The sequence below is a fragment of the Leifsonia sp. SIMBA_070 genome (genome assembly GCF_046534635.1).
GTDB lineage: Bacteria > Actinomycetota > Actinomycetes > Actinomycetales > Microbacteriaceae > Leifsonia.
Window position 1 is genome coordinate 1 of sequence record NZ_JAWRYK010000801.1, and the last position, 243, is coordinate 243.

The following is a 243-nucleotide window of genomic DNA, read 5'->3' on the forward strand; positions in this document are numbered from 1 at the left end:
TTGCGCCGGTGGCACTACTCGGCACCTTCACCATCATGATGCTGGCCGGGTTCTCTATCAACGTGCTGACCATGTATGGCATGGTGCTGGCTATCGGCATCATCGTGGATGACGCCATTGTTGTGGTGGAAAACGTTGAACGCCTGATGGCAGAAGAGGGGCTATCTCCCAGAGACGCAACGGTAAAAGCCATGAAGGAAATCACCGGCGCAGTGGTGGGGATTACGCTGGTGCTTACGGCTG

General features: G+C 56.0%; 1 protein-coding gene. It reads left to right on the forward strand.

Annotation, left to right across the window (positions count from 1 at the left end):
• Positions 1 to 243 (forward strand): efflux RND transporter permease subunit (locus SB754_RS22425; RefSeq protein WP_410784482.1); only part of this gene is annotated, 243 nt, incomplete at both ends.